The sequence below is a fragment of the Streptomyces sp. NPDC059874 genome (genome assembly GCF_042731135.1).
Lineage (GTDB): Bacteria > Actinomycetota > Actinomycetes > Streptomycetales > Streptomycetaceae > Streptomyces.
This window is the reverse complement of record NZ_JBHWJY010000106.1, coordinates 1-25802: the sequence shown is the minus strand read 5'-3', so window position 1 is coordinate 25802 and position 25802 is coordinate 1. Positions and strand designations below refer to the sequence as shown.

At 69.6% G+C, this 25802-nt stretch carries 25 protein-coding genes and 1 pseudogene; 21 read left to right on the top strand and 5 right to left on the bottom strand.

Annotated elements, in window-relative coordinates; genetic code table 11:
• The first annotated feature begins 417 nt into the window (after positions 1-417).
• Together ACFV9H_RS37100 and ACFV9H_RS37095 are read left to right on the top strand one after the other, a co-directional pair.
• A complete protein-coding gene (locus ACFV9H_RS37100; RefSeq protein ID WP_385407503.1) occupies positions 418-1164 on the top strand; it encodes an IclR family transcriptional regulator in 747 nt (248 codons plus the stop codon).
• Positions 1161-1571, top strand: coding sequence for a RidA family protein (locus tag ACFV9H_RS37095; protein ID WP_385407501.1), 411 nt, complete (start codon positions 1161-1163; stop codon positions 1569-1571). Before ACFV9H_RS37100 ends, ACFV9H_RS37095 begins: the two co-directional genes overlap by 4 nt.
• 55 nt (positions 1572-1626) lie before the next feature.
• Here ACFV9H_RS37095 and ACFV9H_RS37090 read toward each other — a convergent pair whose 3' ends face one another.
• Positions 1627-2964 carry a M14 family metallopeptidase gene (locus ACFV9H_RS37090; protein ID WP_385407498.1) on the bottom strand — a complete coding sequence of 446 codons (1338 nt, stop codon included), beginning with the start codon at positions 2962-2964 and terminating at the stop codon, positions 1627-1629.
• Between the two features lie 126 nt (positions 2965-3090).
• A complete protein-coding gene (locus tag ACFV9H_RS37085) occupies positions 3091-4791 on the bottom strand; it encodes a chitinase (protein WP_385407495.1) in 1701 nt (566 codons plus the stop codon).
• A 316-nt stretch (positions 4792-5107) separates the two neighbouring features.
• Between ACFV9H_RS37085 and ACFV9H_RS37080 the strand changes: the two genes are divergently transcribed.
• The 14 genes from ACFV9H_RS37080 to ACFV9H_RS37015 all read left to right on the top strand — a co-directional run bounded on the left by ACFV9H_RS37080 (position 5108) and on the right by ACFV9H_RS37015 (position 15454).
• A complete protein-coding gene (locus ACFV9H_RS37080; RefSeq protein WP_385407494.1) occupies positions 5108-5974 on the top strand; it encodes a hypothetical protein in 867 nt (288 codons plus the stop codon).
• 50 nt (positions 5975-6024) lie between these two features.
• Positions 6025-6726 carry a Flp pilus assembly protein CpaB gene (gene cpaB / locus ACFV9H_RS37075; protein ID WP_385407491.1) on the top strand — a complete coding sequence of 234 codons (702 nt, stop codon included), beginning with the start codon at positions 6025-6027 and terminating at the stop codon, positions 6724-6726.
• Positions 6727-6733: 7 nt separating this feature from the next.
• Positions 6734-8002, top strand: coding sequence for a CpaE family protein (locus ACFV9H_RS37070; RefSeq protein ID WP_385407489.1), 1269 nt, complete (start codon positions 6734-6736; stop codon positions 8000-8002).
• A 63-nt stretch (positions 8003-8065) separates the two neighbouring features.
• Positions 8066-8419 (top strand): TadE/TadG family type IV pilus assembly protein, encoded by a 354-nt coding sequence (locus tag ACFV9H_RS37065; protein ID WP_385407487.1) that lies wholly within the window; start codon positions 8066-8068, stop codon positions 8417-8419.
• A 1-nt stretch (position 8420) separates the two neighbouring features.
• Entirely contained in the window at positions 8421-8789 is a 369-nt protein-coding gene (locus tag ACFV9H_RS37060) for a TadE/TadG family type IV pilus assembly protein (protein ID WP_385407485.1), read from the top strand.
• On the top strand, positions 8786-10147 hold the full coding sequence (locus ACFV9H_RS37055) for a CpaF family protein (RefSeq protein WP_385407483.1): 1362 nt from the start codon (positions 8786-8788) through the stop codon (positions 10145-10147). Before ACFV9H_RS37060 ends, ACFV9H_RS37055 begins: the two co-directional genes overlap by 4 nt.
• On the top strand, positions 10144-11082 hold the full coding sequence (locus ACFV9H_RS37050; RefSeq protein WP_385407481.1) for a type II secretion system F family protein: 939 nt from the start codon (positions 10144-10146) through the stop codon (positions 11080-11082). Before ACFV9H_RS37055 ends, ACFV9H_RS37050 begins: the two co-directional genes overlap by 4 nt.
• 19 nt (positions 11083-11101) lie before the next feature.
• Positions 11102-11992 carry a DUF5936 domain-containing protein gene (locus ACFV9H_RS37045; protein ID WP_385407508.1) on the top strand — a complete coding sequence of 297 codons (891 nt, stop codon included), beginning with the start codon at positions 11102-11104 and terminating at the stop codon, positions 11990-11992.
• Positions 11993-11995: 3 nt separating this feature from the next.
• Positions 11996-12682, top strand: a complete 687-nt coding sequence (locus tag ACFV9H_RS37040; RefSeq protein WP_385407478.1) for a response regulator — start codon at positions 11996-11998, stop codon at positions 12680-12682.
• Positions 12683-12792: 110 nt separating this feature from the next.
• On the top strand, positions 12793-13041 hold the full coding sequence (locus tag ACFV9H_RS37035) for a hypothetical protein (RefSeq protein ID WP_385407476.1): 249 nt from the start codon (positions 12793-12795) through the stop codon (positions 13039-13041).
• Entirely contained in the window at positions 13038-13664 is a 627-nt protein-coding gene (locus tag ACFV9H_RS37030; protein ID WP_385407474.1) for a pilus assembly protein TadG-related protein, read from the top strand. Before ACFV9H_RS37035 ends, ACFV9H_RS37030 begins: the two co-directional genes overlap by 4 nt.
• 30 nt (positions 13665-13694) lie before the next feature.
• A complete protein-coding gene (locus ACFV9H_RS37025; protein ID WP_385407470.1) occupies positions 13695-14279 on the top strand; it encodes a hypothetical protein in 585 nt (194 codons plus the stop codon).
• Between the two features lie 4 nt (positions 14280-14283).
• A complete protein-coding gene (locus ACFV9H_RS37020) occupies positions 14284-14922 on the top strand; it encodes an OmpA family protein (protein ID WP_385407467.1) in 639 nt (212 codons plus the stop codon).
• Positions 14923-14932: 10 nt separating this feature from the next.
• Positions 14933-15454 (top strand): hypothetical protein, encoded by a 522-nt coding sequence (locus tag ACFV9H_RS37015; protein WP_385407464.1) that lies wholly within the window; start codon positions 14933-14935, stop codon positions 15452-15454.
• Here the strand turns inward: ACFV9H_RS37015 and ACFV9H_RS37010 are convergent.
• Entirely contained in the window at positions 15417-15614 is a 198-nt protein-coding gene (locus tag ACFV9H_RS37010) for a hypothetical protein (protein ID WP_385407461.1), read from the bottom strand. The two genes, ACFV9H_RS37015 and ACFV9H_RS37010, sit on opposite strands and share 38 nt — an antisense overlap.
• Before the next feature lie 10 nt (positions 15615-15624).
• Positions 15625-16476, bottom strand: coding sequence for a helix-turn-helix domain-containing protein (locus ACFV9H_RS37005; protein ID WP_385407458.1), 852 nt, complete (start codon positions 16474-16476; stop codon positions 15625-15627).
• Between the two features lie 240 nt (positions 16477-16716).
• On the opposite strand from ACFV9H_RS37005, the gene ACFV9H_RS37000 reads away from it, so the two are divergent.
• Positions 16717-17211: an ATP-binding protein gene (locus ACFV9H_RS37000; protein ID WP_385407456.1), complete on the top strand. Its 495-nt coding sequence runs from the start codon at positions 16717-16719 to the stop codon at positions 17209-17211.
• A gap of 247 nt (positions 17212-17458) precedes the next feature.
• Positions 17459-19234, top strand: coding sequence for a hypothetical protein (locus ACFV9H_RS36995; RefSeq protein ID WP_385407453.1), 1776 nt, complete (start codon positions 17459-17461; stop codon positions 19232-19234).
• A gap of 136 nt (positions 19235-19370) precedes the next feature.
• Here ACFV9H_RS36995 and ACFV9H_RS36990 read toward each other — a convergent pair whose 3' ends face one another.
• The gene (locus tag ACFV9H_RS36990; RefSeq protein WP_385407450.1) at positions 19371-20756 is read right to left on the bottom strand and encodes a YncE family protein; all 1386 of its coding nucleotides are present in this window, start codon (positions 20754-20756) and stop codon (positions 19371-19373) included.
• A gap of 491 nt (positions 20757-21247) precedes the next feature.
• Between ACFV9H_RS36990 and ACFV9H_RS36985 the strand changes: the two are divergent.
• From ACFV9H_RS36985 to ACFV9H_RS36975, 3 genes and pseudogenes are all read left to right on the top strand, one after another.
• Positions 21248-23038, top strand: a pseudogene (locus ACFV9H_RS36985) (DNRLRE domain-containing protein); the annotation flags it as partial.
• A gap of 321 nt (positions 23039-23359) precedes the next feature.
• Positions 23360-25213, top strand: coding sequence for an amidase domain-containing protein (locus tag ACFV9H_RS36980; protein WP_385407506.1), 1854 nt, complete (start codon positions 23360-23362; stop codon positions 25211-25213).
• A complete protein-coding gene (locus ACFV9H_RS36975) occupies positions 25213-25746 on the top strand; it encodes a hypothetical protein (protein ID WP_385407447.1) in 534 nt (177 codons plus the stop codon). Before ACFV9H_RS36980 ends, ACFV9H_RS36975 begins: the two co-directional genes overlap by 1 nt.
• Positions 25747-25802 lie beyond the last annotated feature (56 nt).

Sequence of the window (25802 nt, the reverse complement as noted above, 5' to 3'; positions counted from 1 at the left end):
GGGGCTGGGTTTGCCTCCGGCGGCGCGTCAAAACGCCGGCGGGGCTGGGTTTGCCTCCGGCGGCGCCTCAAAACGCCGGCGGGGCTGGATTTGCTCCGGCGGGCTGGATTTTGGCCGGCGTCAGCCGGCAGGTGCGCCCAGCGCGACCTTCCGCCCAGGCGGGCAATGGCGCTCCGCGCCATTCCTGCCGCCGCGAGAGGGGCAATCTCAGCCTCGCCGGCGTTTGAGGCGCGGGGGTCCGGGGGCAGCGCCCCCGGCAACGGCGCCGCAGCTGGGCGACAATCCAGCCCCTCCGGCGTTTGAGGAGCGGGGGTCCGGGGCCTGCCCCTGGCAGCGGCGCCGCACATGGGCGACAAACCAGCCTCGCCGGCGTTTGAGGCGCGGACCCGGCGGAGCCGGGGTACGAGAGGACGAGGGATGAGTCAGTCCGTGGAGCGGGCGCTCGCGGTGCTGCCGCTGCTCGCGAAGGGCCCGGCCGGCCTGACGACGGTCGCGGACGCCCTCGGCGTGCACAAGAGCACCGCCCTCCGCCTCCTCCGCACCCTCGCCCGGCACGGATTCGTCTACCGCCAGCCCGACGGCCGCTACCGCCTCGGCTCCAAGCTCTTCGAGCTCGCCGCCGAGGCCATCGAGAACCTCGACGTCCGGGACATCGCCCACCCCCACCTCGTCGAGCTGAACCAGGCCACCGGCCACACCGTCCACCTCGCCCTGCACCAGGACGACGAGGTCGTGTACGTCGACAAGGTCGACAGCCGCTACCCGGTCCGCATGCACTCCCGCATCGGCCGGCCCGTGCCCCTCACCGTCGCCGCCGTCGCAAAGCTGCTCCTCGCCGACCTCCCCGAAGCGGAGCGCCGCGCGCTCGCCGCCCGCATCGAGTACCCCCGCTACACCGCCCGCTCGACCCCGGACGCCGACGCGTTCCTCCGCGAGCTGGACCTCGTACGGGAACAGGGCTGGGCCACCGATCTCGGAGGGCACGAGGATTTCCTCAACTGCCTCGGCGCGCCCGTGCACGGGCCGGACGGGCGGGTCGTCGCCGCGCTGTCGGTGTCCGCGCCCAGTGTGGTCGTCAGCGCCGAAGGCCTGCTGGAACTGCTGCCCCTGGTACTCCGTACCGCCGAAGCCATCAGCCACGACTACTCAGGAGAGACGACGTGACAGAGAAGGTCGCCGTCACCCCCGACACCCACACCACCCCGCCCGCGAAGTTCTCGCACGGCGTCCGCAAGGGCAACATGCTCCAGGTCGCCGGCCAGGTCGGCTTCCTCCCGCACGTGGACGGGCAGCCGCCCACCCCCGCCGGGCCGACCCTGCGCGAGCAGACGCTCCAGACGCTGGAGAACGTCCGGTCCGTGCTGGAGGCCGGCGGCTCGGGCTGGGACGACGTGATGATGATCCGCGTCTACCTCACCGACACCGCGCACTTCGCCGAGATGAACGACATCTACAACACCTACTTCGAGGAGCAGGGCCTCAAGGAGGCCCCCGCCGCCCGCACCACCGTGTACGTCGGCCTGCCGGCCGGGCTGCTCATCGAGATCGACGCCCTCGCCGTCCTGGGCTGAGCACACCGAAGGGGCGCCCCCCTGGCGGTGGGGCGCCCCCGTACAGGGCATCAGCTCACGCGGTGCAGTACTGCGCTTCCTTGCCGATCGAGCGGTACATGCAGTCCGCGTTCTCCAGCAGCTGGAGCACCGCGTCCTTGTTGCGCGCGGTCTCGCGGTCGATGACCTCGTCCGGCGGGTAGAAGCCGCCCCCGCCGCTCTCCGGGTACATCTCGAAGGTGTAGCCGAAGATCTTCTGGTCGCCCCACAGCCAGTCGTCGATCGTCCCGTCCGTGATGTACAGGTCGCTCGACTGCTCCGGCGTGTAGCCGTTGCTCGCCGCCATGTTCGTGCCGATCTTCTTGAAGACGGCGAGGTCGTCGGCGGTCAGCCCGGGGGCGGTGTCGTTGTACGTGTAGCCGAAGGGCCACAGCACCAGTTCGCTGTACGTGTGGAAGTCGATCGCGGCCTTGATCTGCTGCTTGCCGCCGACGACCCGGCTGCGGACGAAGTCCGAGACGACCTTCACCTCGGGCGCGGATTCCGCCGCCGGACCCCGGTAGGTCTCCGAGCTGCGGCTGCTGCTGGAGCCGCCGCAGCAGCCCCACTTGTAGTTCCAGTTGCGGTTCTCGTCCGTGCCGACGTACGAGGAACCGGAGTTGGGCTGGCGGTTCTTGCGCCAGGAGCGGTAGGAGCCGGTGGCGATGTCGTACTCGCCGCCGTCCGGGTTGAGGTCCGGGATGATCCAGATCTCGCGGCCGTTGACCGCGTTCGTGACGCGGGCGTCGGTCCCGTACTTGGAGCCGAACTCGTTGATGAGGTACAGGGCCATCTCGACGGTCAGGTGCTCGCGGGCGTGCTGGTGGTGCGTGAAGAGCACCTCCGGCTCGGCCTCGTCCGTCGCGACGTTGTCGCTGATCTTGATGGCGACGAGGTCCCGGCCCTGGTACGACTTCCCGATCACCTTCTTGCTCATGATCGAGGGGTACTGGGAGACGCGCTGGTTGATCTCGGCCGTCATCTCGGCGTAGTTGTGGTACCTGGAGTCCGCCGACGGGAAGTCCATGGGACTCGCCGCGATGCCGGGCAGTGAGCGGTCCGGAGGCCCGGGCAGGGCGGTCAGCTTGTAGCCGAGCTCGCGCAGCTTCTTGGCCTGCATGGTGTCGGCGCTGACGACGACGGTGTGGCCGTCGATCTCGTCGATGGAGACGCCGGTGCGGAGCAGTGCCGTGCGCTCGGCCGCCGTTTCCGGGCCGTGGATCTCGTACTGGACGATCGCCTCGTCCTGGGTGGCGGTGGACGGGGTGGGTGGTGGTGAGGCCGTGGCGCTCATGCCGTAGGCGGGTGCGCCCAGCGCGAGCGCCAGCAGGGCCGCCGTGACGGCGGCCCTTCGGCGGGTGTGGAGGAGCCGCATGCGTTCTCCTGGGTGGGGAGTGTGGGGGTTGCCGTGCGGATGCCGCACAGCGTGCTCTCGTGGCATGTCACGGTCAAGAGCCGCAGGCTTCGAATCAGCCACGCGGCCAACCCCCACACCTACCGCCTACGGGAGCCCGTGCACCTTCGGACCCACCGAGTTCGACCAAGCACTACCCGCCTTGGCGTCCCAGTTGGTCGACCAGGTCATCGCGCCGCGCAGCCCCGGGTAGGTCTTCGACGGCTTGAACGAGCCGCAGTTCGTGCCCCGGGTGAGGCAGTCCAGGGCGTTGTTCACGATGGTCGGGGAGACGTAACCGCTGCCCGCGCCGCTGGGGGAGGCCGGGACGCCGATGCCCACCTGGGAGGGGTCGAGGCCGCCCTCCAGCTGGATGCAGGCCAGCGCGGTGAGGAAGTCGACCGAGCCCTGGGAGTACACCTTGCCGTCGCAGCCGTTCATCGAGCCGCTGTTGTAGTACTGCATGTTGACGACGGTGAGGATGTCCTTGATGTTCAGCGCCGTCTTGAAGTAGCCCCCCTGCGTGGACTGCATGTCGATCGTCTGCGGGGCCATGGTGATGACGAGGGAGGGCCCGGCCTTCTGCGACAGCGCGCGCAGCGCCTGCGTCATGTAGGTGGGGTTCAGGCCGTTCTCCAGGTCGATGTCGATCCCGTTGAAGCCGTACTCCTGCATCAGCGCGTACGCCGAGTTCGCGAGGTTGTTCGCGGAGGCGGAGTCGCCCACCGAGATGGTGCCCTTCTCGCCGCCGATGGAGAGGATCACAGACTTCCCGGCCGCCTTCTTCGCGGCGATGTCGGCCTTGAACTGGGCCACCGTGTAGCCGCCGAGCCCGGCCGAGTCGAGGTTGAAGGTGATGGCGCCGGGCGTGGCCGTGGCGTCGGCGAAGGAGACGGCGATGATGTCGTACTGCGCGGAGACGTCGGAGATCCTCTGGACAGTCGCGCCGTTGTTGAAGTTCTGCCAGTAGCCGGTCAGCGCGTGCTTGGGGACGACCGGGCCGGGGCCCGGCCCCGGCCCGGTGCCGGTCGTGGTGCCCGTCACCGCGGCGGACTTGGGGCCCTCGCCCGCCGCGTTGTACGCGCTCACCTGGAAGGAGTACGAGGTCGAGGCGGCGAGCCCGGTGATCTGGGCGGAGGCGCCGGAGGTGACGGTCTGGACGCGGGCGCCGTCCTGATACACGTAATAGCCGGCCGCCCCGCTGACCGCGCTCCACGAAAGGGTGAGCCCGGTCGAGGTCTGGCCGGAAACGGCGGTCCCGGCGGGGGCACCCGGAACGCTCGGCCCCGGGTCGGTCGGCCCGCCGCCGTCCGGGCCGAAGACGCTGAACTCGTCCACGACGTAGGCCGGCTGGCCGTACCAGCCGTGCGTGTAGACGGTGACCTGGGTGGTGGAGGGGCCGGTGGTGAAGGTGGTCGACAGCCTCTGCCAGCCGCCGCCCGAGCCGGGGGTCCAGGTGGACACGTCCTGCGTGCCGGTGCCCGTCGCGCCGAGGTACACGTAACTGCCCTGGACCTGCGTGCTCAGCGTGTACGTCGAGTTCGGCTTGACCGTGACGGTCTGGCTGCAGCGCGCGTTGTCCTGGCCGGCCGGGGTGGCCTTGAGGGCGCCGGCTCCGGTGTGGACGGGCGAGGAGACGGAGGAGCCGCTTCCGCCGGAACAGGACCAGTTGGCGAGGCCCGACTCGAAGCCTCCGTTGCGTACGACGTTGACGTCCGCGGCTTGTGCCGTACCGGTCGCGAGGGCGGTGAGGCCGCCGGCGGCGAGGGCGGCGGCGATGGGCAAGGCGAGGGAGCGTATGCGGTTCACGTGGGCTCCGTGGGGGGAGTGAAGGGATGTCAGGGTGAGTGGGGCACCCCGCTCACAAGTTGGTCCAGACCAATCCTCGTGTCAATAGTCTTTGCAAAGTGGCCTGAAGTGATCGGTCGTCCGATCCTGGTTGTCCGGGTTTCCGGCCACCTGTGACATGTGCTGTCGGCATGGGAATTACCAAGGCCCTGCCCTGCCGGGGGCGGCGCGGATATGGTGCTGGTTCCAGGGGGAAGCGCGTCGCTCGTTTGCGGTCGCGCAGGGGTGAGTACCGGGCGAGCACCGGGTGAGTACGGGGTGAACGGGGGGATTTCGCGTGCCGACCGCCATCGCTGTCACCAGCGCCGACCTGGTACTTCCGGCCCCCGACCGGCACACGCCGGGAGCCGCCGTACTGCACCCGCCCGGGCAGCTCGACCTCGACGGCGCGCTCGCCGAGACCAGTGGGCTGCTGGAGCGGCACGGCCACCTGGTGGCCGTCGTACCGCCCTGGCTGCCCGCCGCGACCGTCCGGCGACTGCACACCGTGCGGGCCATCCTGGAAACCGACCGGATCGCGCTCCTGCCCATCGACCTGCCGCCGCTGGGCACCGCCCTGCTGGTCCGTCAGCTGCGCCAGCTCACCGTCTGCGACTTCAGCCCCGGGGTCATCGCCTCCGCGGCCCGCCTGCTCTCCCACTACATCCACGCGGGCGCGCTGCTGGGCTCGGTCGCCAAACTCGACCGGATTCCGGTAGGGCTCAAGGCGCACGCCCGCTCCTGGTCGCCGAGCGCGCAGTTCGCCGTACTCGCCCACCCCACACCGCACCTGGCCAAGCTGGGCGCCCAGGAGGGCGTGCTGCCGCCCGGACCCGAATTCGCCACGCACCTCACGTTCGCCCGCGGCCAGCTCGCCTCCGAGTGGGTCGCGGCCGAACTCGCCCCGGCCTGGCAGGTGCGGGGCGTACTGGAAAACCCGCTGCCCGCCGGGTCGGCCGGCTACTGGGGCACCCCCAAGCTCGTCGAGTTCGCCGCCGGCATCCCGGACCTGTCCGTGCTCTACCAGCTCGTCGCCTCGGTCCGCCGCGAGCAATGCCGCTGGTGCGGCCTCGAACTCATCGGCGACCGCTGCGGCTTCTGCTCGGCGCCGCTCGCCGCACCGCCGCCGGCGGCTCCCGCCAGTACGGCCCGCTCCAGACCCTGACCGACGATCCGACGCACGAACGAACGAAGAACGGCGAGGTATTCCGGCCCATGAACTCACGCCAGCGCCGCGGCGTCATCCTGCTGATCCTGTCGGTCCTGTGCGCCCTGGCCGCCTTCACCGGGGTCCTCGTGTTCATCGGCGACATCAACTCCAAGGTGGGGGCCGAGGTCGTCGCGTACCGGGCCAAGGGGGACATCGCCCCGTACAGCCCGCTCGGGGCCGGACAGTTCGAGGAAGTGAAGATCCCGAAGCGCTGGCTGTCCGACACCGCCGTCACCGATCTCGGCGCGCTCAAGGACAAGATCGCGCTCACCGCCCTGAAGAAGGGCTCACTGCTTCAGACCGACATGTTCGTCGACCGGCCGCAGCTGCAGCCCGGTGAGCAGGAGATCGCCATCATGATCGACGCGTCCACGGGCGTGGCGGGCAAGATCACCCCCGGTGCCAAGGTCAACATCCTGGGCACGTTCAAGGGCAAGAAGCCGACCGACCCCGACGTGTCCGTGGTGATGGTGGCCAACGCCCGCGTCATCAACGTCGGCCGGCTGACGCCCCTGGAGAAGGACAGCGACAAGAAGGGCCCGGCCGAGGCCGTCCCGATCACCTTCGCCCTGAACACCAAGGACACCCAGCGCGTCGCGTACGCCGAGTCCTTCGCGGAGCACGTACGCCTGTCCCTGGTGGCCCCCGGCACCGACTCCGCGGTCAACCCCGGTGACCGCGTGTACACCCTCGAAGGCGACAAGTGAGGCCCGGATGACCACCCGAATCCTTCCCGCGGTCGCCGACCCGGACGCCGCGCGCGCCATCGTGACGTTGCTGAGCCAACTCCCGTCGGCGGAACCGGCCGCGCCCGTCCCCGACTCGACGACCCTGCTCGACACCCTGGCCCGCCTCGCCGTCGACTCCATCGACGAACTCCCCGAGGTCGTCCTCGTCCACGAGCGGATCGGCCCGGTGCCCGCACTGGAGCTCATCCGCGAAGTCGCCCTCCGCTTCCCGGCGGTGGGCGTCGTCCTGGTCTCCTCCGACGCCGGCCCCGGCCTGTTCTCGGCCGCGATGGACTCCGGCGCGCGCGGGCTGATCGGCCTCCCGCTCTCGTACGAGGAACTCGCGGCCCGCGTCCAGGCCGCCGCCCAGTGGTCCGTGGGCGTACGCCGCCACCTCGGGCGGGGTGCGGGCGCCGACGTCTTCACGGGGCCGGGCGGGCGGGTCGTCACGGTCACCGGGGCCAAGGGGGGCGTGGGCACCACCTTCACCGCCGTCCAGTTCGCCTTGGCGGCGGCCGCGGCCGGTCGGCGTACGGCACTGGTCGACATGGACCTCCAGGCCGGGGACGTCGGCTCGTACCTCGACGTACAGTTCCGCCGCTCCATCGCCGACCTGGCCGGCATCCAGGACATCTCGCCGCGGGTCCTCCAGGACGCGGTCTACGAGGACCAGACCGGCCTGGCCCTCCTGCTGGCCCCGGCGGACGGCGAGCGCGGCGAGGAGGTCGACGACCGGGCCGCCCGCCACATCGTGGGCGCGCTGCGCGCCCGCTACGAGCTGGTCGTCATCGACTGCGGAACCCAGGTGACCGGCGCCAACGCCGCCACGGTGGAGATGGCGGACGTGGCGGTGCTGGTCACCACCCCGGACGTGGTCGCGGTACGGGCGGCGAAGCGGATGGTGCGGATGTGGGAGCGGCTCCAGGTGCGCAAGGCGGAGGACACCGCGATGGTGGTCAACCGCTGGAGCAAGCACACCGAGATCCAGCCCGCCCTGATCGAGAAGATCACCAAGACCCGCGCCACCCGGACCCCGGTCCCGGCCGCCTTCAAGGAACTGCAGGCGGTGGTGGACGCGGGGCGGGTGCAGGACCTGGACAACCGCTCGACGGTGAAGCAGGCGCTGTGGACGCTGGCGGGGGAGCTGGGGCTGCTGGTGGGGGCGGAGGATCAGGCCCCCGCGCCGACGGGCGCCGCGATAGCGGTCCGCTCGAACGGCCCGGTGGCCCGCTTGCGGCGCGGGCGGGAGGGCTGAGGGATGCCGTCGCGGAGATCCTGCCGGGGGGACCGGGGGGACCGGGGGGACCGGGGGGACCGGGTGCGCCGGGGCGACCGGGGCCAGGTGGCGATCGAGTTCGTCGGGATGGTCCCGTTCATCCTGCTGATCGTCGCGGCGGTGTGGGAGTGCGTGCTGATCGGGTACGCGTTCTCGCTGGCGGGGAACGCGGCGGACGAGGCGGCGCGGGCTGGGGCGGTGAAGGGGGCGGCCGCCTGTGACGCGGCGGCGCGGGAGCACATCGGGGAGGCGTGGAACCTCAAGGTGGTCTGCGGGAAGTCCGGGGACATCTACCGGGCCAGGGTCACCCTCGCCATCCCCGTCTTCTACCCGGGGCTCAACTTCGGCGCCATCGACGGCACGGGCGGCGCGGCGATAGAGAAGGAGGCGGAGTGACATGAGGCGGCGCATCCGCTCCGACCGGGGTCAAGTGGCCCTGGAGTACATCGGCTTCGTCCCGATCCTGCTGTTCGTCGCGTTGTGCGGGATCCAGCTGGGCTGGGTCGCGTACGTCCACGAGCAGGCGGACACGGCCGCCCGTACGGCGGCGCGTGTCGAGGCCCGCAAGGGCAGCGGCGGGGAGGCGGCGGGCAGGGCCGCCGTCAGGGAAGGCATCGGCGCCACGGTCACGGTGACGAAGACCGACGACGCGGTCACCGCCGTCGCCACCATCCCCATCAACTCGATCATTCCCGGCCTCTCCCTCGAACCGGCCAAGGCAACGGCCGTCATGCCCAACGACGACCCGAAGGGCCCCCGACCATGAGCCTGCGTTCCCGGGTCAACACCCCCGACGACCGCCACAGCCCCCGCGAGGACGGCCGGCTGGTCTCCTCCTACCGGGCGAAGCTGCTGGAGGAGATCGACCTCGCCGAGATGTCCGCGCTCGCGCCCGCCGAGCGCCGGGCGCGGCTGGAACGCGTACTCGGGCACATCATCAGCCGCGAGGGACCCGTCCTCTCGACGGTCGAGCGCGCCCAGCTGATCCGCCGGGTCGTGGACGAGGCCCTCGGTCTCGGTGTGCTCGAACCGCTCCTCGAAGACGCCTCGATCTCCGAGATCATGGTCAACGGCCCGGACCAGATCTTCGTCGAGCGCGCCGGCCGAGTGGAGCAGCTCCCCATCCGCTTCGCCTCGCACGACCAGCTGATGCAGACGATCGAGCGCATCGTCTCCACCGTCAACCGCCGGGTGGACGAGGCCAATCCGATGGTCGACGCCCGCCTGCCCAGCGGCGAACGTGTCAACGTCATCATCCCGCCGCTCTCCCTCACGGGCGCGACCCTCACGATCCGCCGTTTCCCCCGCGCCTTCACCCTGCACGAGATGATCGGTCTGGGCTCGCTGGACGAGCAGATGCTGCTCCTGCTCTCCGGGCTCGTCGCGGCGAAGATGAACCTGATCGTCTCCGGCGCCACCGGCACCGGCAAGACCACCCTCCTCAACGCTCTCTCCGGGCTCATCCCGGAGGGCGAGCGCATCATCACCATCGAGGACTCGGCAGAGCTCCAGCTCCAGCAGGCGCACGTGATCCGCCTCGAATCCCGCCCGGCGAACGTGGAGGGCAAGGGGCAGATCACCATCCGCGACCTCGTACGGAACTCACTTCGTATGCGGCCCGACCGCATCATCGTCGGTGAGGTCCGAGGCGGTGAGACCCTCGACATGCTCCAGGCGATGTCCACCGGCCATGACGGCTCACTGGCGACCGTTCACGCCAACAGCTCTTCCGACGCCCTTACCCGCCTCCAGACCCTGGCCTCCATGTCGGAGGTCGAGATCCCCTTCGAGGCGCTCCAGGACCAGATCAACAGTGCGGTGAACGTCATCGTCCAGCTCACCCGCTTCGGCGACGGCTCGCGCCGCATCACGGAGATCTCCATCCTCGAATCGCACGGCCGCGAGCCCTTCCGCATCACGACCGTCTGCCGGTTCGTGGCCCAGCCCATGGGGCCCGATGGTCGTGTCCACGGCTTCTTCGAGTACTACCCGCTGCCGCGGCGCATCGCGGAACGCCTCTACATGAACAACCAGCCCATCCCGCAGGCCTTCGGGGTCGCGCTCCCGGACGACCCGCTGACCAGCCCCCTCGCCACCCCGCACATCCCCCGGACCGCCCTGTGAACCCACTCATCCTCCTCACCCTCGGCGCCACACTGCTGGCCTGCGTGTTCGTGATCCTGGGCCTCCAGGCGTACGCGTCCGGCCGCGCGCAGCGCGCAGCACTGATCGAACGCCTCTCGGCGAGCGGCCTGCCCGAGCCCTTGGGGCGGCGACGCCGATTCCAGGGCGTCGACCGGCGGCTGCGCAAGACGAAGCTGGGCCGGCGTATCGAGCTGAAGCTGGCGACCACGGGTCTGGATCTCACGCCGGGCGAGTTCTTCGTCTACATGCTGGGGAGCATCGCGGGCGTCTGGCTCATCGCGGCCGCACTCCTCGCGCCGTTCTTCGGTCCGGTGGCGGGCGCGATCGGCATCTGGGCGGCTAATGCCTTCCTCAACTGGCAGAGGTCACGGCGTACGGAACGGTTCATCAACCAGCTCCCCGACCTGGCCCGCATCCTCGCCAACGCCACTCAGGCCGGCCTGGCACTGCGTACGGCGATTGGCATCGCGGCGGAAGAACTGGAGGCCCCGGCGGGCGAGGAACTGGCGCGGGTCGCCAACCGCCTCGCGGTGGGCCACTCCATTGAGGACTCGTTGGGCGAGCTGACGGAGCGCCTGCCCTCGCGGGAACTGGTCGTCCTGGTCTCGACGCTCGTCCTGTCGGCCCGAGCGGGCGGCGCGATCGTGGAGAGCCTGCGCAACCTGACGGTGACGCTGGAGCAGCGCAAGGAGACCCGTCGCGAGATCCGTACGCAACTGTCCCAGGTGACGGTGACGGCGTACCTCGTCCCGGCCATCGGGCTCGGCTCGCTGCTGTTGGTCGACATGATGATGCCGGGGGCGCTGGAGCGGATGACGGGGGCGTTCGTGGGGCAGACGGCCGTGCTCATCTCCCTTGGCTTGTTCGCGCTGGGGTTCCTCCTCATCCGCCGCCTGTCGAAGATCGACGTGTGAGGGGGAGGGACGGACGATGATCGGACTTCTGCTCGCACTGGCCGTGGGTCTGTCGGTCTTCGGCGCCTTCCATGGCGTCCGCCTCTACCGGGCGGACGTCAAACTGCCTACGGACCTCGCGCTCGCGTTGGAGGTTGGAGCGACCCGTACGACGGCGGTCGGTTCTCTTGTGGACCGGATGGGCATCCGCTGGGCTCCGATGGTTCTGAGGGCGATGGGAACCAACCGGGTCGCCCGCAAGCGCCGCCAGATCGATATGGCGGGCAACCCGGCCGGCCTGACTATCGACCGCTATGCGGCGCGGCGGGCGGTGTACGGCTTCCTGGGGGCGCTGGGTGCCTTCTCGATGCTGATCAATGGGCAGCTGGTCCTTGCACTGCTGATGGTGGCCTTCGGCCTGTTCTGGATCGAGGTCGGCCTGTGGTCGGCGATCCGGATCCGCCGCGACCACATCGAGCGCACCCTGCCGGACTTTCTGGACGTGCTTGCGGTGGTTGTAAGCGCGGGGCTCGGCTTCCGGCAGGCGCTGGACCGGGTGGCGGACAAGTATGAGGGCCCGTGGGCGGACGAAATCCGTATCACGCTCCAACAGATGGACATGGGCGTCAGTCGCCGCCAGGCCTTTGACGAGCTGCGGCGACGAAACGACTCGGAGCAGGTCGCGCAGTTCGTCACGGCGCTCCAGCAGGGCGAGGAACTCGGTTCCCCGATTGTTGACACGCTCATATCGATCGCGGAGGACATGCGTCGTACGGACGCGCAGAACGCTCGCAGGCGGGCGGCCAGGGCTGTCCCGAAGGCGACGTTCGCGGTGACCACGTTCATGCTGCCGGGGACGCTGATCCTGCTGGTCTGCGGGTTCGTCTACGGCGCGAACGTCGACTTCGACGCACTGTTCGGGGGTGGCTGAGCCGTGGCACGGCTGAGCGTGCTCATCGCCGATGACAATCCGGTCATCAGGGCGGGCCTGGCAGCCATCCTGTGCGAGGCAGAGGACATCGAGGTGATAGCTCAGGCTGCGGACGGCCGCGAGGCGCTGAGCCTCACACGTCGGCACGCCCCGGATGTCATCCTGCTGGACGTTCGGATGCCGGGCGTGGACGGGATCTCAGCGCTGCCACACTTGGTGCAGTTGGCGCCGGTGCTGATGCTGACTTACAGCCAAGAGGCCGAAATCGTGCGAGAGGCCTTGCTGTTGGGTGCTGGCGGTTACCTCGTGCATGGTGAATTCACGGCCGACGAGCTGCTGCGGGCAGTACGCGACGTGCCTGCTGGACGCCCCCACTTCACCCCGGCGGCGGCAAGTGTGTTGCTTGCGGAGCTTCGAGCCTCTTCGCATCCGCAACGGGATGTGGCACAGTCTTCTGAGCGCTTGCACAACTCTGTTGTATTTGGACTGAGTTCGCGAGAGGAGGAGATCATGGATCTGATCGCGTCCGGGATGAGTAATCAGCAGATCGCCTCCACCTGCTTCATCACTGAGAAGACGGTCAAGAACCACATCAACCGGATCTTCGCGAAGCTCCAGAGTGCGACGCGGAGCGAGGCGATAGCCCGCTGGCTGGGAACCGCCCGTCCAGGAGTGACCGGTCATGGGTAGACAGAGTGCGCAGTGGGTCCGTAATTGGGTCCCGGGACCCTTGGTTACGAGAGGTAACTCGCCGTACCGTCCGCAGATCGACGCCGGTACCGGCCCGGGAGGGAACCCCCATGTCACAGAACGTGCTGCTGAAGACCGCCGTGCAGGCGCGGATCAGGGTGAACGGCTGGGCGGAGACGGCCGTAACGAGGGCCCGCAAGCGGTACACGGGGCTCGACCGCGGCCAGACCGCCTTCGAATACCTCGGCATCATTCTCGTGGTCGCCATCATCATCGGTGCGATGGTCGGTACAGGCATCGGCACGTCGATTGTCAACCGCATCACCACCGCGATCGCGAATCTGACCGCTGGTCGGTGATCGCACGGAGTTTGAACGACCGAGGTCAGGCCTTCCCCATCTATGCGGTCGCCATAGTCGGGCTGCTCTTCGCGGCGCTTGCGTTCTTTGCGTTCGGCCAGGCCTCCGTCGTGCGCAGCGATGCCCAGGGGGCGGCGGATGCGGCGGCTCTGGCGGCGGCAGGGGATGCCCGTGATCACCTGTTGCCTGGCATGGACCTCGTCAAGGCCAAGCCCGAGGACTGGCAGGACATCCTCGATGGGAAGGCCTTCGACATGGAGGGCGTCTGCGGAGTGGCGGAGGACTTCGCGGAGCTGAACAAGGCGTCGGGGACCTGTACGCGGTCAGGGCTGCGCTTCGTGGTTCAGGTGACGACGGATGGCACCGTTGGAGATTCGGTGGTGCCGGGCACCAGCGAAATCCACGGTAGGGCCAGGGCAGAAGCACAGATCGTGCCTCGATGCGAGCTCGGCCCGGCTCCGGGACCTTCCACTACTCCATCACCTAGCCCGACAGCCTCCCCAGTGCCCGGCCCGGTCGCCCTTTCATGCAAGGGCGAAAAGACCATCACGTATGACCCTCTGAATCCAGATCCCTGGAGCACGCTGGCGCGACGCCTCTTCGACGTGCGACTGGTCAACTGACACCGAACAAGAGACAAGGAAGCGGCTTAGATGAGCATTCGGCACATGGTGAAGGTCCGCCGGGTGGCGCCCGTTGCGGTTGCGGCCGCCTTGGCCCTCTCCTTGGCCGGATGTGGGGATGACGGTCAAGGAAAGACGCCCGAGGCTTCCTCGCCCGCAAAGACCTCGGGCGCTCCGCAGCAGCCGTCAGCGAGTGCGGGCAGCCAGTCCTCGGCCCCGCCTCAAGTGCTGGCTACCGTGAACGGAGAAGCTGGCGTGGTTCTGGCCATCAGCTCAGTAGCCCGAGAGGCTGGCGGCTTCGTCACAGTTAGTGGTCAGATCAAGAACACCGGAGACAAGCCCTTCGCCAACACGGCTGCCTGGCGTGGCACCGAGCTCAATACGAGCGGTGTCTCGGTCGCGGGTGTCAACCTCGTCGACAAGGCGGGCAAGAAGCGGTACTACGTGCTCCGTGACACTGAGGGAAGATGCCTGTGCACCACAGGCGTAGCCATCATCGAAGCCGGTCAGTCCGTTCCGTTCTTTGCTCAGTTCCCCGCGCCCCCCGTAACCACCACTGAGGTCGAATTCAACTTCCCGACTTTTGCCTCGGCCGCGCTGAAGATTTCTGGGTGACCCCATGACCACACGTCATCGCGCAACGGCAGCGACCGTCATAGCAGGGTTGGTCATCGCCGGAACTCATCTCATCGGCGCCACCAGCGCACATGCAGACGAGGTAAGGCCGTCTGTACCCCCGGGCACGGAGCCCTCCGCCTCCGCACCCGTCCCCATCGACTCCAACGCGCCCGGTCTCAAGATCCCCCAAGGCGGCACCCTCGCGCCCGTCAAGGTGCTCGACATCGCAGAGGTCGTCGAAGACCTTGGGGGCGAGCAGCGGCGCCAGGAGACGAACCAGACGGTCATGATGGCCCTGCAATCAGAGGTCCTGTTCCCCGAGAACAGCGCGGTCTTCAACGCCCAGGCCGCAGCCCGGATCCAGGCCATCGCCAACGAGATCAACGCGCAGAAAGCCACCCGCATCCGAGTCTTCGGCTTCACCGACGACCAGGGCAGCTACGAACACGGCAAGGAGCTCTCCAAGCAGCGCGCCGACGCCGTCCAGGCCGAGCTGGCCAAGACCGTCACCAACCCCAGCGTCGTCTTCGACGTCCGGGGTTACAGCGAGGACTACCCCATCGCCGACAACAGCACCGAGGAAGGCCGCAAGAAGAACCGCCGCGTCGAGATCACCTTCCCCCGCGGTGCCGGCGGCTGACGGGTTACGCGTGAGCGACACACAGTTCGACCTCGACGACGAGCCTCCCGAGCACCGGCGCTACGCCGACTACCTGCGCGCCCTGGAGGCCGTCGCCGAGGCGGACGAGGCCAGCCTGCTCCGGGACGTGCTGCGCGACGAGGACGCCACCATGGCGGACAGCGCGGTGGCCCTCCACATGGAGCGACGGGCCGCCGAGCTGCTGACCGATCCCCGGTTCGTCGCATGGGCGCAGACCGTGACCCCGTTGATCGCCGGGCGCGGTTTCCTCACTCGCCGCCTGGACGAGTGGACCCTGCTCAGGACGGTGGTCCTGGGCGAGCCGTGGGCCGACGACGTGCTCACCGGGGCGTCCGACTGGTTCCAGCGCATGGCCTCGACCACGCAGCTCGTGACCTCGTCCGAAGCCCTCGGATTGCTCGCCGAACGCGGACGGACCCGCCGGGTCCGCAACGCGGCCGGCCGCCGGTTGCGTCAGCTGACGTGCGGAGCCGTCAGTCGGCCAGGAGATGGTCGGCCTTGCCCGCCTTGATGTCCCGGATCAGTTGGCGGAGGGCGTCCGTGGTGTCGGTGAGGTACGTGTCCTCCCGGCCGGCGATGGCGATGTAGCTGTTGCCGTTCCTGTCCACGCCGATCCGGTAGCAGTTGTTGCCTTCGGCGCAGTACGGCTCTTCCCATTCGACGTCCTGCATGCGTGACCCCTCAGAGTTCGCGGGCGATGGTGTGGATGAGGTCCCTGGATGCTTGCGTGTCGAGCGTATGTCCGTCCATCCAGTCCATGTGAGCGTTGTACTTGGTCAGTTGGCCAGGCGCGTGACTGAATTCGGGGCCATGCGCGGAGTCGAGTTGGACAGTGTCCAGTTGCGGCACCGGTCCGTGCGCGTACATGACCGCATGGCCTGCGCCAGGGAACTCGCCGGCCGCGATGGGCAGCACGCGCAAGGTGATGTCGTCGCGCTCGGACACGGTGCACAGGTGCTCAAGCTGCTCGCGGGTTGCGCGGCGTCCGCCGAACTGCATGCGCAACGCCAACTCGTGCACATACCCGGTGTACTGCACCGGGGTCTCCCGTTCGAGTACTCGCTGGCGCTGCATCCGGTGGGTGAGCCGTAGCTCGACCTCGGACGTGGGCAGTGCCGGAATGGCTGAAGTGAACACGGCGCGGGCGTAGCCGCTGAGCTGGAGCAGTCCGGGCAAGTGCACGGTTTGCACCGTCCGGAGGCGGGTGGCATGCCACTCCAGCTCCGCCACGTCCAGCAGCCCTTGAGGCAGCGAACCCCGGTACTGCTCCCACCACCCGCGCGTCCGGTACCCGGCCATCTCTGCAAGCGCTTCGATGTAACTCGCGTCCGTGCATTCGTAGTTGCTGGCCAGGATGCGGACACGTTCCGGAGATGTCGCCCGGGTCCCCGCCTCCATGTTGGAAACCTTCGTGCGGTCCAGGCCCAGCAGGCCGCCGGCGTAGTCGGTCGTCACGTCTGCAGCCGTCCGCATCTTGCGCAGCTCCGCGCCGAGGCGCTGTTGCCGAACAGTGGGCGTTGCTCTGGTTGGCATGCGGGTCAGTGTGCCGCTCGGGGGCGCTGACGGTCCATCGTGGAGGCAATTGCCCCCAACTCATGGCACATGAGCCACCCACTGCTCTACAGTGGGTAACGCACGCTCACGTAGGGGAGTTGAAGTGCATCGCCGCAGCATGCCTCGGGCCTCGGCGACGAGCCACGCTCCCCGCCTCCGCGTCAGCCATCCGTGCGCGTCGAACTCGCCGTAGTCCACTCAGACCTCAGGGAGTCCGCGATGTCCACCCACCCCTTCATCACCTGCCCCTCGTCCCCACCCGCGACCGCCGCAGGCGAACCCGCGCTCGACACGCTCACCTGCAGCCTGACCATCCCCGGGGAGCCGCTCAGCGGCCGGATCGCGCGGGGCGCCGTTCGGTCCGTCCTGCACGCGTACGGCCTCGATCCGCTCGCGCCCGCCGTGGAGCAGGTCACCGGGGAACTCGTACAGGCCGCCTGGCATCTGGATCCGGGGCGGAGCCTCTACCTCTCCGTCCGCTATCGGGACGATGCCCTCCGCCTCACCGTCTACGACGGCCACGCGCCCCACGCCCACCCCCGCCTCGCCGCCCACTGCGAGGCCCGGCGGCGGGCGGCGCTGCGGGTCATGGCCGTCGTGGTTCGGGAGTGCGGCGGGGCCTGGGGGTTCGGGGAGTCCCGTGAACCCGGCGGCGGTACCCGCACCTGGGCGAGCCTTCCCCGAGCGGGCGCGATCGGGTACCTCTCCGCCTGAAGGGCCCTCTGGCCCCCCTGTCTGGCCGTCCGTCCGGTCGGGCTGTGGTTTTCGCCGGACGGGGATGGGCCGGGAGGCCAAGAGCGTCGGCACCTTGGGATGGAGGCCCGAGACCTTGGCGTCCGGGTGAACGGCGGTCGGCCGGATGGCGTGTGGAGAAGCGTGCCGGCGGCCCGGCCTCAAGGATGTGGCCCGAGGGAGCGCCCTTCCGATGGGCTCCCTGGGGAATCCCGCCGAGAGGGTGAGCATGCGATTCGCGTTTCGCAGCCGGTCTGTACGAGGACGAGCCGCGGCCGTCTGCACGGCTGCACTGTTGTGGAGCGGACTGTCCCCGGGGACCTGGCCGAGCGCGCAAGCCGACGATGGCAGATCCGCCGAGCCCGGTACCGCGCTCTCCTGGGGGTCCAACCAGTTCGGCCAGCTCGGCGACGGCGCCACGGCCGGACAGAGCACCACCCCGGTCCGGGTCTGCGGTTCCCCCACGTGCCTCTCGCCCTTCGACCGCGTGATCGCTGTCGACGCCGGCAATGCTCACGACATCGCCCTGCGTGCGGACGGCACCGTCTGGACTTGGGGGCTCAACAACTTTGGCCAGTTGGGCAGCGGCACGACCACTGACAGCACCACCCCGGTGCAGGTCTGTGCCGTGGGGGAGACCGCCCCCTGTGACAGCTTCCTCACCGGCGTGACGGCCGTCGCCGCCGGCGGCGGTCACAGTCTGGCGCTGCGAACCGACGGCACCGTCGTCGCCTGGGGAAGCGGCGGCCAGGGCGAGCTGGGCAACGGCGCGAGCGGAGAGGGCGCCGTCAGTACCACCCCGGTACAGGTCTGTGCCGTGGGGGAGACCGCCCCCTGTGACAGCTTCCTCGGCGGCGTGACGGCCATCGCCGCCGCCCCCGGTCACAGTCTGGCCCTGCGAACCGACGGCATCGTCGTCAGTTGGGGTTACAACGCCTATGGTCAGCTCGGAGACGGCACGACCACCCAGCGCAGCACACCGGTTCAGGTCCACTCTCTCTTCGAGGCGACCGCCATCTCAGCCGCTTCCACCCACAGTCTGGCTCTGCGGGCCGACGGCACCGTCCGCAGCTGGGGAAGCAACGACTTCGGTCTGCTGGGCAACGGCACCAGCGGAGCCGGCACGCAGAGCAGCACCCCCGTGCAGGTGTGCGCCGTGGGAGAGACCGCCCCCTGTGGCAGCTTCCTCACCGGCGTGACCGCCATCTCCGCCGGCGACCAGCACAACCTGGTCGCACGGACAGACGGCACCGCCCTCAGCTGGGGAGGCAATGGCAACGGCCAGTTGGGCAGCGGCACGAGCGGATCCGGCACGCAGAGCACCACCCCCGTGCGGGTGTGCGCCGTTGGGCAGACAGCGCCCTGTGGCAGCTTCCTCACCGATGTGAGCGCCATTGCCGCGGGCGCCCAACACAGTCTGGTCGTACGAACGGACGGCACCGCCCTCAGCTGGGGGGCCAACGGCTATGGCGAGCTGGGCAACGGCACGCGCGGACCCAACGGCATCGGTACGCCCGCCCGGGTCTGCGCGCCTGGAGAGACTGCCCCCTGCAGCCGGTTCCTGGACGGGGTGGGCGCCATCTCCGCGGGTACCAACCACAGTCTGGCCATCACCCGGCCCCAAGCCGATGTCGCTGTCGACATCAGCGCCGTACCGGACTCCGTGGTGAGCGGGCAGAACCTGACCTACACGATCACCGTTCGCAATCACGGGTCAACCGCCGCCGAGAAGGTCGTGTTCAACGACACCCTTCCCCCCGGAGCCAGGTTCGTGAGCGCGACCCCCACGCAGGGAAGCTGCACCGTTCCAACGCCAGGATCCTCCGACACCGTGACGTGTTCCCTGGGCACCCTGAACAAGGGCACACAGACCAGCACCCAGATCGTGGTCAAGGTCGTGGCCGCCCGTGGCGGCACGGTCACCGACAAGGCCGTGGTGAGCAGCGATACGCCCGACCCCAACGAGGTCAACAACTCCGCGTCGATCGAGACCGCGGTGAGATGAGAAGCCCAGTGTGTGCCGGGACGGGCCAGGGCAGTTGATCGGAGATGCGGTGGCCGCGCCGCCGGCCCGTGGGAGCTCAAGGGCGTCGGCTCCGTGGTGCGGAGGCCGGGCAGGCCCGGCGGCGCGGCCCGTGCGCTCAGTCCGAGGTGATGTCGACCACGACCGAGCCGTACGCGCTGGTGTGCCGCGCGTCGCCGTAGTACTGGACGGTGTACTGGACGTGGCCCTTGGCCTTCGGGCGGTCCGTGTAGTTGAACGTGCCGTCCGCGGCGACGGTCGCGGAGCCGATGAGCATGCCCTCACCGGCGGTGGGGTCGTCGAGCCGCCAGATGTCGACGGTGCTCCCCGCCGCGAAGCCCACGGGCGCCTTCAGTCGTCCGGTCAGAGCGAGGTCCTGGTTCCGGGGCGACGAGGCGGGCGCCTGCACGGTGACGCTCGTGGCCACCTGCGGGTGGTCCAGGACACGCAGCCCCACGGACGAAGAGCTGCCGGTCTCGGTGACCGCGAAGATCCGGCTGCCGTCCGGTGCCCAGGCCAGGCCGGCGGTCCGGAGGGTGTCCGCCTTGTACTGCGTGTCGGAGGACGGCGGGAAGTCCCAGCTCTTGAAGGCCGTCGAGTCCCCCTGCGCGAACAGGTGCAGGTCGGGCGAGTGGGCGCCGTCGATACCGGCCGCGATCGTGCCGCCGGGGGAGACGGCCACCGAGTTGGGGTAACCGCCGCCGGTCGTGTACCGACCGTCGTCCGCCAGGTCGGCGGTGCGGAACGACTGGTGGTAGGTGGGCGAGGCGCAGGCGACGACCACCCGCTCCGCGTCCGGTGTCACGGCGAGGTCCTGCAGGCTCGCGCACCCGTCCGGCCCCGGATCGACGCGCTGCGCCTGTACCTCCGGCCGACCGGTACTCACGTCGTACACCGCGACGGTGGCGTCGTTGCCGTCCGACTCGGCGGCGACCAGGAGATCCGGCTTCCCCGGCGCGGCGGCCAGGTGGGGGGAGCCCCGGAAGGTGCCGGGGCGCCGGCCCAGCGTGACGGTCGGTTCGGCGCCGTTCAGGTCCAGGGACCCGAGATCGCCGTTCCAGGTGTCCGTGCCGTACCCGAACCAGATCTTCCCCCCGGCCGGTGCCAGCGAGGTCGGGCCCGCATAGGCGCCCGCGCCGGTGCCGGTGTCATGGCGTGCGGTCTCCCGCAGTGTGACCGTGTCGATGGCGGCGATCGCGCCGGCGTCCCGCAGCGCCACGTACAGCGTGCCGGAGTCGTTCGACAGGGCGAGGCCCCAGGCCCCGGCCGCGCCGCTGATCCGCTGGAGGACCTGCCCCTCGTAGTCGGTCACCAGGACGCTGCCGCCGATCGGATCGCTGAGGAACACCCGCTGGTGGACCCCGTCGACGGCGATGTCCCGGTACGAGGTGATCGGCAGGGCCGCGCTGGTGTCCGCGCCGGCCGTGGGGGCACCGAGGCCGAGGAGCGAGAGGCCCACGGTCGCGGCGAGTGCCGCTCTGCCCGCGAGTTGTTTCGTGCGCAAGTGTGTTCATCCCCTCCGGTTGGACTTCCGCGGATCGGCTCCGTGGAAGGCATGACGGACAGGGCGGTTCGATGTCGCGCACCGCCGCCGTCGTGATCGACAGGCTAGGAGGCGCCTGTGACAACGCGGCCGTCGTAGCCGTGGACCGCCCGCGCGCACCCCGCCTCGCCGCCCCCTGCGAGGGCCGGGGTCCGGCCCGCCACCCGACAGGGTCCGTTTCCGGGGCTCGACTTGGTCACGGCCTCGCCGACTGATCAAACCCGGCCATGGCGTGAAATGCGTCACTGCGGCGCGAGTTGTGTCCCTCTTGTCCGATTGTGAGTCCGAACTCCCTGGTCAGAGCGCTAGGTTGCTCCCTCGTATCAAGACCGGATACTCGAGACTCACCGAAAGACCGAGGAAGTATGGCTACTCGCTTTTCCGCGGCACAACGCCGTCGGAGAGGGCCCTGGGGGACCTCGCACTGGATAGCGGGCGGAGCGGCACTCGCCGTGGCCGCCACGCTGCTCCAGGGCTCGAACACAGCAGGTGCGGCGCCGACGGCGGGGGCCGCCGCGGCCAAGCCCGGCGCCGCTGTGACCGAAGCGGTCGACATCGCGCGTGCCCGCGTGGCCGCGCGCACCGCCGGCCACCGCGTCGAGGCGGTCTCGGAGCGCTCCGAGACCGCCACCACCTGGGTCAACCCGAACGGCACGCTCACGACCGAAGTGGCCGCCGGGCCGATCCGGTTCTACGACCAGCAGGCGCGCGGCTGGCGCAACGTCGACGTGACCCTGGGCCGCGGCTCGGACGGTTCCGTGGCGTCCAAGGCCCACCCGCACGGCCTGAAGCTGGCCGCGGGCACCACCCCGCGGATGGCCAAGGCCGCTCCCATGTCCGGGCCCGCGGCCGCGCCCGCGCTGAACTACGTCAACACCGATCTGGTGACCCTGGGCGAGGGCGACCAGCAGATCACCCTCAAGTGGAACGGCACCCTTCCGGCCCCCAAGCTCGACGGGGCCCGCGCCGAATACACCAACGCCGTGCCCGGCGGCGATGTCGTCATCGAGGCGACGCGTGCCGGATTCGAGCAGTTCGTCGAGCTGAAGCAGCGTCCGGCCGCCGAGAACTACTCGTACACCCTGCCGCTGACCGCCAAGGGCCTGAAGGTGGAGCAGCAGGCCGACGGCAGTGTGCAGTTCACCGACCGCAAGAGCCGCAAGACCGCCGTCATGCCGACGCCGGTCATGTGGGACTCCACGGTCGACCCGGTGTCCGGGGAGCACACCCGCAAGGTGCCCGTCGCGATGAAGGTGGTCCAGGGGAAGGGCACCGTCGACCTCGTCGTCACGCCCGACGCGAAGTTCCTCGCGGACCCCGCCACCAAGTACCCGGTGACGGTGGACCCGTCCACCTCTTCCCTGGGCAGCGTCTTCGACACGTACGTCCAGCAGGGCGAGACCGTCGACTGGTCCAACGACACCGAACTCGACCTCGGCAACCCGGGCACGAAGAACGCCAACGGCACCTTCCGTACGGCGCGCTCCTTCATCACCTGGAACACCGCGCCCATCTCCGACGCGCTCGTGTCCAGCGCGAGCCTGAGCCTGTGGAACTTCCACTCCGCCAACACCGACTGCGTCGCGCAGCCGTGGGAGGTCTGGAGCGCCCCCGCCGCGACCACCGCGTCGCGCTGGACGAACCAGCCGGCCATGGGCACCAAGTACGCCACGTCCACCGAGACCCGGGGCAATCCCGCCTGTGGCTCGGCGGCGGACGGCTGGATCAAGGCCGACGTGACCACCCTCGTGCAGACGTGGGCGTCAGCGAAGGCGCCGCTGTCCAGCATGGGTCTGCGGGCTTCGTCGGAGTCGGTCGTCGGGCAGTGGAAGCGGGTCAACTCCGCCAACGCCACGGCCAATCCGCCGAAGCTGACGGTCAACTACAACTACCGTCCGCAGACCGGCACGAAGCAGGAGGCCGGTCCGCCGTTCGTCCAGGACAAGACCCCCGCCTGGCGTGTCGAGACGACGACGCCGACCTTGCGCGACACGTTCGCGGACAAGGACGGCGACAAGGTCAACGGCACCTTCCAGATCTTCGACGCGGCCACGAACACCCAGGTCGGCACCACCCTGGTGTCGCCGTTCGTCCCCGCCGGCACCCCCGCCTCGGTCGTCGTACCGGCGGGCGTCCTCCAGCACGGGCGCACGTACCGGTTCCGCACCTCGCCCTACGACGGGACGCACTACAACACCGGCTGGTCGGCCTGGTCCAACTGGACCACCTTCACCGTCAGCCCGCTGCCCGACGCCCCGCAGGACATCCAGGCCGGCGCCCAGCAGACGCTGACGCCCATCCTGTCCGCGGTCGTCACCACCCCCTCCCAGACCCGGGTGAACGCCGAGTTCTCGGTGAAGGACTCCGCCGGGAACCCCGTCCCCAACCTGCCCCTGCCGCCCGTGTCGGTGGAGAGCGGCAACCGGGCCGCGCTGCAGATCCCCGAGGGCAAGCTCGTGGACGGCGGCACCTACCGCTGGTCCGTCCGCGCCTGCACCGGTGTCGGCTGCTCGCCCTGGTCGGCCGAGCAGAGCCTGACGGTTCGCGTACAGCCCCTGCCCCCGATGCCCGCCACCCAGTCCCTGGTCATCGGTGACGCCGCGCTCGCGGGCGTGTCCGTCGCCACGGACTGCGACACGGCCGGCTGCGCCACGGCGCCGAGCGGCCTGCTCCGGGTCGGCACGGCCGACGCGCACCCGTGGGCCACCCACCTGAAGGCCGACCTCGCCGCCCTGCCGAAGGGCGCGCGGGTCACCTCCGCCAAGCTGGTTCTGACCAGGTCCGACTGCACCACGCAGTGCGTGGTCCAGAAGCCCGACCTGTACGAGCTGTCCTCGCCGTGGACCTCGGCGCAGAGCGGCAAGGACCTCCTGACGGCCGCCGGCAACGAGACGTACGTGTCCGGCACCGCGCTGACCGAGATCGACCTCGGCATGCTGGTCCAGTCCTGGATCGACCGCGGCGGGAACGAGGGCATGGCCCTCACCGTCCCCGGTACGGCGGCCGGAGCGGAGTACCACTCGGGCGCGGCGGCGGACGCCGCCCTGCGACCCAAGCTGACGATCGAGTACCTGCCGCCGACCGTCCCCGGTTCGGTCTCCGACGCCGTCGCCACGGCCGGTGACACCGGCCTGCTCGCGACGTGGAACGCGCCCCTCGACGGGGGCGCGAACAGCGAGATCAGCTACGTGGTCAAGGCCGAGAAGGCAGACGGCACCGTGGTCGGCACCTGGGAGGGCACGGCCCTTCGTGCCGTCTTCACGGGGCTCGACAACACGGTCTCCCACCGGATCTCGGTGACGCCGAAGAACGGCGTCGGCAACGGCCCCGTGTCGCGCTCCGCCCTGGTTCAGGGCGCAGCCGTGGCCGGGGGAGCGGCGCGGTACAAGGACTACATCCAGGCGTACCTCGGTGCCCGCAACAAGGTCGTGACCGGGGTCAGCCCCACCACCGCCGACGCGGCCGCGGAATCCCCGCACGGTCCGGTCTTCAGCGAGGTCCTCGACACGCAGGAAGCCGCCATCGTCGCCAACGCCGAGGTGCTGGCGACCAAGGGTCAGTCGTACGTGGGCATCTCCTCGGCCCTGGCGGACACCATGACCTCCAACGGGCCGGCCGGCCGCGTACTCGTGCGGACCACCGTCGTGCAGACGGTGACCCTGCGGATCGACGGCGTCGACCAGGTCTCCGAGGACCGGTACTCCAAGCGGTTCGTGTTCGCCGTGTCGGGCGCGACCGTGAAGCTGGAGTCCGAGTCCGACGACTCCGAGGCGGGGCAGACCCTGTCCGCCACGGCCGCGGCGGGCGCCCAGGTGGTCGCCGTACCGGCCGACAGCACGGGCGCGCCGGCCGACGACACCGGATCCCTCGTGATGGGCGAGGACGGCTTCCCCGTATCGGGCGCACCCGCGGCGGGCGTCAGCACGGCGGCGTACGTCAACGGTTCGGGCACCGCCAGCTGGGCCTACAACAACGCCGGCAGGATCCCGAGGGAGTACGGCTCCAACGACTGCACCAACTTCGTGTCGAAGGCCATGTACTACGGCGGCCGCATGAAGATGCGCTGGGGCTGGTGGTGGAGCGACAGCGCCTGGTGGAAGAACCCGCCCTCCTCCTGGAAGAAGAACAGCAACACCTGGTCGGCCGCCGAGAACCTGCGCAAGCACTTCGGGTACCGCCAGAAGTCCTACATCACGCAGACGTACAACCTCCGCGCGGGAGACATCCTGCTCTTCAAGTGGAAGGGCGACCCCCGCTATGATCACGCGGCGGTCGTGACCAGCAACAACCACGGCGCCATCAGGATCGCCCAGCACGGCTTCAACTCCCACGACACGCTGAGCTCGGTCATCGCCAGGAACCGGTCGAAGGGCACTCCCATCAGCAGCATCATCGCCATCCGGCCCGTGGGCGCGTAATGGTGCCGGCACCGGCCCTGCGGGCCCTCATCGTCGCCGCGCTGACCTTCGGCGTGCTGACCGGCTGCTCGAACTCGGACTACGACGCCGACGACGTGCGGTACGCCACCGGCTACGGCAACCACGAACCCCTGTCGGTGCTCGGGTACCCGAGCACCGGATCGCTGGGGATCACCCAAGAGGTGGTGTGGCGGCTCGCCGACGGGAACGCCGGTGAACTGGCCGGCCTCGCGGCCGACAAGGACGGCGGTTCTCCCGCGAAGACCGCCGAGAACTGGATCACGGCGTTCGGCAAGGGCGCCCGTGGAAAGGTGACCGCGGAGTTCTACGACGAGGGATCGGTCCGGCAGACCGTCGTGCTGTACTTCCACGACACCGGCCAGATCAAGCAGATCCAGGTCCGGGTGACGAACGGCGGCAACAAGGACTCGTGGCGCGTCGTCATGGCCGAGCCGGACCCCAAGGAAGCCGTTTCCGTGCTCCCTTGGGTACCGAAGAAGCCCGGCGAACTCGGTTCGAAGACTCCGCAATGAGCTGACCGGTACCGGCATGTGGAGAGGGGCGTCGCCCGCGTGGGAAACCACGCGGG